This window comes from Streptomyces sp. NPDC000941, assembly GCF_053599555.1.
The window spans coordinates 1-6,195 of the sequence record NZ_JBSFMM010000378.1 but is presented as its reverse complement, the minus strand read 5'-3'; the positions used below and the strand labels follow the sequence as shown (position 1 = coordinate 6,195).

General features: G+C 70.7%; 2 protein-coding genes. Both read right to left on the bottom strand.

Annotated features, from left to right (window positions below):
* The coding region (locus tag ACWDSL_RS51170) for a beta-ketoacyl synthase N-terminal-like domain-containing protein (protein WP_450496359.1) at positions 1–4,576 on the bottom strand (4,576 nt) is incomplete at its 3' end.
* Positions 4,577–4,619: 43 nt separating this feature from the next.
* The coding region (locus ACWDSL_RS51165; RefSeq protein WP_450496357.1) for an SDR family NAD(P)-dependent oxidoreductase at positions 4,620–6,195 on the bottom strand (1,576 nt) is incomplete at its 5' end.

The window sequence follows — 6,195 nt, the reverse complement described above, 5'->3', positions numbered from 1 at the left end:
AATCCACCAACCCGTAATACGCCGTCAGGAACACCAGCGGCACCGCCGCGGCATCCTCCAACGACCACTCGTCGGGGACCTTCACCAGCGCACGCTGGTCCACGGCGATGCGAGGGGTGAAGGAGCCGGCCACCAGGCCCATCACCCGGTCGCCGACCCGCAGCCCGGTCACCTCGGGGCCGGTCTCGACGACCACTCCGGCCGCCTCACCGCCCATGGGCGCGGCCTCTCCGGGATACATGCCCAGGGCGCTGAGCACATCGCGGAAGTTGAGTCCGGCGGCGTGTACGGACAGCCGGACCTCGCCGGCCGCCAGCGGCCTGGTGGCCTCCGGGGCGGTCTGCAGGGCGAGGTTGTCCAGCCGGTCCCGCTGCCCGCTGTCCAGCCGCCACGGCGCACCTGCCGGGGGCATCAGGTTGGTGCCCGTGGTCATTCGGGCGAGTCGGCCGGTGCGTACGACGCCGTCGCGCACCACGACCTGGGGCTCGCCCGAGGCGAGTGCCGCGGGCAGCGCGGACATGGAGGTCTCCCGCTCGTCCACGTCGACGAGCAGGAACCTGCCCGGGTGCTCGGACTGGGCCGAGCGCACCAGCCCCCATGCCGCGGCCCCGCCCAGGTCGGTCACCGTCGCACCGTCGTCGGCCGCGATGGCTCCCCTGGTGACGAAGAGCAGACGGGAGTCGGCGAACCGGTCGTCGGCCAGCCACTCCTGGATCAGGCCGAGCACCCGTGCCGTGACCCCGTGCACGGCGTCGGGGGTGGCGTCGGGGGTGGCCATCGAATCAGCGGGGTCGAGTGCCACGACGACCAGGTCGGGGCTGCCTTCCAGGGACGCCACATCGGTGCTCAGCTCGGCCACGTCCAAGGCGGCGACCGCGTCCATGGGGGAGGTCAGCGCGGGTGCCGGCACCCACTCCAGGCGGTACAGCGAGTCCTGTCGCGCCGTACCGGAGCCGGCCAGCTGATCGGCGGTCACCGGGCGCAGCGCCAGCGACTCGACCGAGATGACCGGCGCGCCGACCCCGTCGGCGGCGGTCAGGGACACCGATTCGGCCCCGGACCTGGCCAACCGTACCCGCAGTACGGAGGCGCCTCCTGAGTGCAGGGACACACCGTTCCATGAGAACGGCAGCAGTCCGCGCCCCGGCTCCCCGAGATCCACGAACGAGACGGCGTGCAAGGCCGCGTCCAGCAGGGCGGGGTGTACGCCGAACGATTCAGCGTCCGCTGCCTGCTCCGGCAGCGCCACCTCCGCGAACACCTCGTCGTCGCGCTCCCATGCCTCCCGGAGCCCCTGGAACAGCGGGCCGTAGCCGAACCCGCCCTCGGCGAACCGCTCGTAGAAGCCGTCGAGGTCCAGCGCGACAGCTCCCTCGGGCGGCCATACGGACGCGTCGAAGTCCGCGGTGCGCTCCTCCGCGCCCAAGACGCCGGAGGCGTGTTCCACCCACGGTTGCTCCACCGCGTCGGCGGGACGTGAGTACAGGTGGATGTTCCGGTGGCCCGAGTCATCGGCCGGGCCCACCCACAGCTGGACGGCGACCGCGTCCCGCTCGCCCAGCACCAGCGGCTCGGCCAGGGTGAATTCCTCGATCCGTGCGCAGCCGACCTGGTCCCCGGCGCGGATCGCCAGCTCCAGAAAACCGGTCCCCGGGAACAGCACCACACCGCCCACGGCGTGGTCGGCCAGCCACGGATGCGACCGCAGCGACAGCCGGCCGGTGAACAGTACGCCGCCCGAGTCCGCCAGGCCGACGGCCGCGCCGAGCAGGGGGTGTTCGGCGGACATCAGTCCCAGGCCGCCCGCGTCTCCGGTCCTCACCAGCGCGTTCGGCCAGTAGTGCTCATGCTGGAAGGCGTACGTGGGCAGGTCCACCCGCTGCGCCCCGGTCCCGACGAAGAACGCTGTCCAGTCCAGTTTGACGCCGGCGATGTGCAGCCTGGCCAGCGCCTCGACCAGGGCTGCCTCGTCCTCACGATCCTTGCGCAGGGAGGGGATGACGACGGTGTCATCCGACTGGTCGGGCAGGCTGTCCTGCGCCATGGAGGAGAGTACGCCGTCGGGTCCGACCTCCAGAAACGCGGTCACCCCAGCAGCGCTCAACGCGGCCACGCCGTCGGCGAACCGGACGGTCTCCCGTACATGCCGCACCCAGTAGTCCGGCGTGCACACCAGCTCGGCCGACGCCACTTCACCGATCACATTCGAGACGAACGGAACCTGAGGCGCCGCGAACGACAGCCCCTCCACCACACGCCGGAACTCATCCAGCATCGGATCCATCAACGGGGAGTGGAAGGCGTGGCTGACCGTCAGCCGCTTGGTCTTACGCCCCTCGGCCTCGAACCGGGCCGTGAGCTCCAGTACGACCGTCTCATCGCCCGCGATCACCACCGAGCGCGGTCCGTTGACCGCCGCGATCGACATCCCATCCGTCAGATGCGGAGCGACCTCATCCTCGGTGGCCTGCAGCGACACCATCGCCCCACCCGACGGCAACTCCTGCATCAGCCTGGCCCGCGCCGCCACCAACGTGCACGCGTCCGCAAGCGAGAACACCCCGGCCACATGCGCCGCCGCGATCTCACCGATCGAATGACCCGCCAGGCAGTCCGGCCGGACACCCCACGACTCCACCAGCCGGAACAACGCCACCTCGATGGCGAACAACGCGGGCTGCGTCCACCCCGTCTCGTCCAACAGCCCCGCCTCGGCCGAACCGGGCTCGGCGAACATCACCTCCCGCAACGGCCGGTCCAGCCCCTGGTCCAGCTCCGCACACACCTCATCCAGGGCCCAGGCGAACATCGGGAACCGCCCGTACAAGTCCCGGCCCATCCCCGCCCGCTGACTGCCCTGCCCCGAGAAGAACGCCCCGAGCCCACCGCCCGACCGCACTGCCCCGCTGAGCAGTCCCGGCGCGGAGGTGCCGTGCGCGAGCGCGCGCAGACCCTCGACGGCACCGGCACGGTCGGTGGCCGGCACCACGCCCCGATGCTCGAACGCCGATCGTGTGGTCGCCAAAGAGAACACCACATCGACAAGGCGGGCGTCCTGGTCCTCGTCCAGGCGCTCGGCGATGCGCGCCGCCTGTGCGCGCAGCGCGCCCACCGTCTTTCCGGACACCATCACCGGCAGCTCGCCGGGGGCCGCGGTCGGCGTCGCCGTGTCGTCGTCCCCGGCCTCCACCGTCGGAGCCTGCTCGATGATGGTGTGGGCGTTCGTACCGCTGATGCCGAACGACGACACCGCGGCGCGGCGCGGACGCCCGGTCTCCGGCCACTCGGTCCGCTCGGCCAGCAGCTTCGCCGCACCCGCCGACCAGTCCACATGCGAGGTCGGCTCGTCGAGGTGCAGGGTGGCCGGCAGCGTGCCGTGTCGCAGCGCCATGACCATCTTGATCACCCCGGCGACACCGGAGGCGGCCTGGGTGTGGCCGATGTTCGACTTGATCGAGCCCAGCAGGACCGGGTGTTGCTCGTCGCGGCCCTGACCGTACGTCGCGAGCAGCGCCTGTGCTTCGATGGGATCGCCCAGCGTGGTACCGGTGCCATGCGCCTCGACGACGTCGATGTCCGTGGCGGACAGCCCGGCGCCGGCCAGGGCCTGCTTGATGACGCGCTGCTGGGCCGGGCCGTTCGGCGCCGTGAGCCCGTTGGAAGCGCCGTCCTGGTTCACCGCCGAGCCCCGCAACACGGCCAGTACCTCATGGCCATTGCGCTGGGCGTCCGACAGCCGCTCCAGCATCAGCATCCCGACGCCTTCGGACCAGCCCACCCCATCAGCACTCTCGGAGAAGGACTTGCACCGGCCATCGGCCGCCAGGCCGCCCTGCGCACTGAAGTCCACGAAGGGGCCGGGCGTGGCCATGACCGTCACACCACCGGCAAGCGCCAGGGTGCATTCGCCACCGCGCAGCGCCTGAGCCGCCAGATGCAGCGCCACCAGCGACGACGAGCATGCGGTGTCCAGCGTCACCGTGGGGCCTTCGAGCCCCAGGGTGTAGGAGATCCGGCCCGACATCACGCTGCCCGCGGTGCCGGTGCCCAGGAAGGCCATCGTCTCCTGGGGGAACTCCGCGCCGGAACCGTAGTCGTGATACATCACTCCGGCGAAGACACCGGTCCGGCTGCCCTGGAGCGTGAGCGGGTCGATCCCGGCCCGCTCGATCGCCTCCCACGAGGTCTCCAGCAGCAGCCGCTGCTGCGGATCCATCGCCAGCGCCTCACGCGGCGAGATCCCGAAGAACCCCGGGTCGAACTCCCCCGCCTCATGCAGGAAGCCACCCTCACGCACATAGCTCGTGTTCCCGCGGGGGTCCCGGTCGGGGGCGTACAGCGTGTCCAGGTCCCAGCCGCGGGAGGTGGGGAATCCGGAGATGCCGTCACCTTCGCCGATGACGAGTCTCCACAGGTCTTCGGGCGACGCCACCCCGCCCGGGTAGCGGCAGGCCATCGATACGATCGCAATGGGTTCCTGTTTGCCCGCCTCGACCTCCTGGAGCCGCTGACGGGTCTGGTGCAGATCGGCGGTGACCCACTTGAGATAGTCGACGAGCTTCCGGTCGTCAGGCATGGGAAGTGATCCTCCGTGTTTGGCTGAAAGCTGGGCGCCGGGGTCACCGGTCGTTCATTCGGCCCAGTTCGTTGTCGATGAAGTCGAGAATCTCGTCGGCACTGGCCGCTTCGAGCCGGTCGGTGGCGCCGGGACCGTCGCTCTCCGCCTCGGCCTTGGTCACCTTCGTGAGCAGCTGCCGGAGCCGGATGGCGACCCCGGTCCGGGTGACCTCGTCGGAGAAGCCGTCCGACAGCGCGGCGTCCAGGCGGTCCAGATCCGCCATCCAGGACGGCGTCGGGTCAGGGGCGTCCGCGGGAACGAGTTCATTCACCAGATATCCGGCCAACACCGCCGGTGTCGGGTAGTCGAAGATGAGGGTGGACAGCAGGCGCAGCCCGGTGCCGGAGCTCAGCCGGTTGCGCAGCTCGACCGCGGTCAGCGAGTCGAATCCCAGATCGCTGAACCGGTGTGCCGGGTCGATCTTTTCGGCCGCCGCATACCCCAGGACCATGGCCGACTGCTCCTGCACCAGACGGACCATGTGCTCGGCGCGCTCGTCGGCCCGCAGGTTCAGCAGCCGGCCCCGCAGTGACTCGGACGTCTCCACGACGGTGGACCGCGCCACCGGGCGGGGCCCGGCGCCGAGCAGGCCGCGGAGCACCGGGGCCGGTGCGCCCTGGGCCCGGAGTGCGACGAGGTTCAGTTGGGCCGTGAGCACCACGGGGTGTCGCAGGGTGGTTGCCGCGTCGAACAGGGCCATGCCCTGCTCGGTGCTGATGGGCGGCATTCCGGCGGCGCTCATCCGCTGGATGTCGGTCTCGGTGAGCCCGCGGGTCATGCCGCTGTCCTGTGCCCACGGCCCCCACACCAGCGACTGCCCCGCGACACCCTCGGCCCGGCGGCGCATCATCAACGCGTCCAGGAACGAGTTGGCCGCGGCATAGTTCGCCTGCCCCGGGGCACCCATCGAGCCCGCCACGGACGAGAACACCACGAAGGCGGCGAGGTCCAGATGGCGGGTCAGCTCATGCAGATGCCAGGCGGCGTCGACCTTCGGCCGCAACACCCTGCTCACCCGCTCCGGCGTCAGCGCCCCCACCACGCCGTCGTCCAGCACACCGGCCGTATGCACCACCGCCGTCAGCGGATGGTTCACGGGAATCCCGGCCAGCACATCCGCCACCGCGTCCCGGTCCGACGCATCACACGCCACCACCGACACCTCGGCACCATGCGCGATCAACTCCGCCTGCAACTCCACGGCGCCCGGGGCATCCAGCCCACGCCGGCTCGTCAGCAACAGACGCCGCACACCGTGCTCGGCCACCACATGCCGAGCCAACTCACTCCCCAGACCGCCCGTACCACCAGTGATCAGCACGGTGCCCTCGGGGTCCCAGCGAGGCGGCATGGTCAGCACGATCTTGCCCGTGTGCCTCGCCTGACTCATATAGCGGAAGGCGTCCCGCGCCCGCCGCACATCCCACGCCGTAACCGGCAACGGACTCAACACACCCGCGCCGAACAGCTCCATCAGCTCGGCCAGCATTTCCTGCGTACGGTCCAGACCGGCGTCCGCCAGATCGAAGGGCAGGTAGTCGCCGTCCACCGTTTCCGCGTCGCGGATGTCGGTCTTG